General features: G+C 72.4%; 3 protein-coding genes. All 3 read left to right on the top strand.

Annotation, left to right across the window (positions count from 1 at the left end):
• Nucleotides 1-486 (top strand): DnaJ C-terminal domain-containing protein (locus tag BFF77_RS31220; RefSeq protein ID WP_281196665.1); only part of this gene is annotated, 486 nt, incomplete at its 5' end.
• Nucleotides 483-833, top strand: coding sequence for a chaperone modulator CbpM (locus BFF77_RS31225; RefSeq protein WP_066956795.1), 351 nt, complete (start codon nt 483-485; stop codon nt 831-833). The genes BFF77_RS31220 and BFF77_RS31225, both read left to right, overlap by 4 nt.
• The coding region (gene clpB, locus BFF77_RS31230) for an ATP-dependent chaperone ClpB (protein ID WP_066956796.1) at nt 824-3,439 on the top strand (2,616 nt) is incomplete at its 3' end. The genes BFF77_RS31225 and clpB, both read left to right, overlap by 10 nt.

A 3,439-nucleotide genomic window follows, 5' to 3' on the forward strand; every position in this document is an offset into this window, starting at 1 on the left:
CGGGGCGGACGGCGCGCCGTCGGCCTCGCCGGACCGGACGGCCGCCGTGACTACCAGGTCACCGTGCCCCCGGGGGTGACGGACGGGCAGCGGATCAGGCTGGCCGGCGAGGGCGGCCGGGGCGGCCGTGACGCGTCCGCCGGTGATCTGTATCTGCGGGTGCGGATCAGGCCCCATGACCGCTACCGGCTGGAGGGCCGGGACATCCATGTCCGGCTTCCCGTGACGCCCTGGGAGGCTGCGCTGGGCGCCACCGTAGCGCTGACCACTCCGGGCGGCACCGCCAAGGTGACCGTCCCGCCCGGCTCCTCCAGTGGCCGCCGGCTGCGGCTGCGCGGCGAGGGCATGCCCCGTCCGCGCGGCACCGGCGGCGATCTCTACGCCGAGCTCAGGGTGATGGTCCCGTCCCGGCCGACCGACCGCGAGCGCGAGCTGTTCGAGGAACTGGCCGCCGCGTCCGACTTCGACCCGAGGAGGCCGCGATGACGACCGGTCGGCAGCGGCCGGAGACCCGGCGGGTCCGGGTCTACGAGCTGGTGCCCGTCCGCCGGCTCGGCCTGGAGGAGGTGGCCCGCCGCTCGGGCCTCCACCCCGATCTGGTCCGGCGTCTGGTGACGCTCGGTCTGGTGGACGCCACCCGTGACTCCGCCGGCCGGCTCCGGTTCGACCCCTCGGCCCCGCGCACGCTGGCCCGTGTCCAGCGGCTGCGGGCCGGGCTTCCGCTCAACTACGCCTCCATCGGTCTCGTACTCGACCTGCTCGACCGCATCGGCCGGTTGGAGGCGGCGCTGCGCCGCGCCGGCGCGAGGAGTGACGACCTGCCATGGACATGAACCGGCTGACCCAGAAGTCCCAGGAGGCCCTCCAGGAGGCCCAGAGCGCGGCCGTACGCCTCGGGCAGACCGAGGCCGACGGCGAGCATCTGCTGCTCGCGCTGCTCGACCAGGCGGACGGGCTCGTGCCCCGGCTGCTCGGTCAGGCCGGCGTCGATCCGCCCGCCCTGCGCGAGGCCGTGGAGGGCGAGGTGTCGCGCAGGCCCAGGGCGACCGGGCCGGGCGCCGCGCCCGGCCAGGTGTTCGTCACCCAGCGGCTGTCGCGGCTGCTGGAGAGCGCCGGGCAGGAGGCCCGGCGGCTCAAGGACGAGTACGTCTCCGTCGAGCATCTGATGATGGCGCTGGCCGACGAGGGCTCCGCCTCCGCCTCGGGACGTCTGCTCCAGGAGTACGGGCTCACCAAGGAGGCGTTCCTCGCCGCGCTCACCCGGATCCGGGGCAACCAGCGTGTCACCTCCGCGAGTCCGGAGACCGCGTACGAGGCGCTGGAGAAGTACGGCCGCGACCTCGTCGCCGAGGCGCGGACCGGCACCCTGGACCCGGTGATCGGCCGGGACGCGGAGATACGGCGGGTGACCCAGATCCTCAGCCGCAAGACCAAGAACAACCCGGTCCTGATCGGCGATCCGGGCGTCGGGAAGACCGCGATCGTGGAGGGTCTCGCCCAGCGGATCGTCCGCGGCGACGTACCCGAGGGGCTGCGGGACCGTACCGTCTTCGCGCTCGACATGGCCGCGCTGGTGGCCGGGGCCAAGTACCGCGGCGAGTTCGAGGAGCGGCTCAAGGCGGTGCTCGGGGAGGTCAAGGCGGCCGGCGGCCGGATCCTGCTGTTCCTCGACGAACTGCACACGGTGGTCGGCGCGGGCGGCGCCGAGGGAGCGGTGGACGCCGGGAACATGCTGAAGCCGATGCTCGCCCGGGGCGAGCTGCACATGATCGGCGCGACCACGCTGGACGAGTACCGCAAGCGCGTCGAGTCGGACGCCGCGCTGGAGCGCCGCTTCCAGCAGGTCCTGGTGGACGAGCCGAGCGTGGAGGACACCATCTCCATCCTGCGCGGACTGCGCGAGCGGCTGGAGGTCTTCCACGGTGTCAAGATCCAGGACACGGCGCTGGTCGCCGCGGCGACGCTCAGCCATCGCTACATCTCCGACCGCTTCCTGCCCGACAAGGCGATCGACCTGGTGGACGAGGCGTGCGCGCGGATGCGTACCGAGATCGACTCGATGCCCGCGGAGCTGGACGAGCTGACACGGCGGGTCACCCGGCTGGAGATCGAGGAGGCGGCGCTCGCCAAGGAGACCGACCCGGGCAGTGTGAACCGGCTGACCGAGCTGCGCGGGGAGCTCGCCGACGTGCGGGCGGAGGCCGACGCCGGGCACGCCCGGTGGGAGTCCGAGCGCCAGGCCATCCGCCGGGTCCAGGAACTGCGCCAGGAGATGGAACGGGTCCGTCAGGAGGCCGACGAGGCCGAACGCGCCTACAACCTCAACCGCGCCGCCGAGCTGCGCTACGGGACGCTCACCGAACTGGAACGCCGCTTCGCCGCCGAGGAGGAGCAGCTGCTCGCCAAGCAGGGCGAGACCGGGCTGCTGCGCGAGGTGGTCACCGAGGACGAGATCGCCGAGATCGTCGCCGCCTGGACCGGCATCCCGGTGAGCCGTCTCCAGGAGGGCGAGCGCGAGAAGCTGCTCCGGCTGGACGAGATCCTCCAGGAGCGGGTGATCGGCCAGGACGAGGCCGCGCGGCTGGTCGCCGACGCGATCATCCGGGCCCGGTCCGGGATCCGTGATCCGCGCCGGCCGATCGGGTCGTTCATCTTCCTGGGCCCGACCGGTGTGGGCAAGACCGAGCTGGCCAAGACGCTCGCGGCGGCGCTCTTCGACACGGAGGAGAGCATGGTCCGTCTCGACATGAGCGAGTACCAGGAGCGGCACACGGTGAGCCGGCTGGTCGGCGCGCCTCCCGGATACGTCGGGTACGAGGAGGGCGGGCAGCTCACCGAGGCGGTGCGCCGCAGGCCCTACTCGGTGGTGCTGTTCGACGAGGTGGAGAAGGCGCACGCCGATGTCTTCAACACCCTGCTCCAGATCCTCGACGACGGCCGGATCACCGATGCCCAGGGCCGTACCGTCGACTTCCGCGACACCGTCGTCGTCATGACCTCCAACATCGGCTCCCCGTATCTGCTGGACGCGAGCGTGAACGGTGAGATCAAGCCCGACGCGCGGGGACAGGTGATGGCCGAACTGCGCGCGCACTTCCGGCCGGAGTTCCTCAACCGCGTGGACGACATCGTGCTCTTCAGGCCACTGGGCCTGGCCCAGATCGAGCGGATCGTGGATCTCCGGTTCGACGAGCTGCGCCGGCGTCTCGCGGAGCGCAGGATCACCGTGGAGCTCACCGGGCCCGCCCGTGAACTCATCGCCCACCAGGGCTTCGACCCGGTGTACGGAGCCCGGCCGCTGCGCCGCTACATCTCGCACGAGGTGGAGACCCTGATCGGACGCGCGCTGCTGCGCGGTGACGCGCGGGACGGCTCGCTCGTCACGATCGACGCCCAGAACGGCGAGCTGGTCGTGACCTATCAGGACCCGGCCGGGTCC

Source organism: Streptomyces lushanensis (assembly GCF_001700515.1).
Taxonomy (GTDB): domain Bacteria; phylum Actinomycetota; class Actinomycetes; order Streptomycetales; family Streptomycetaceae; genus Streptomyces; species Streptomyces lushanensis.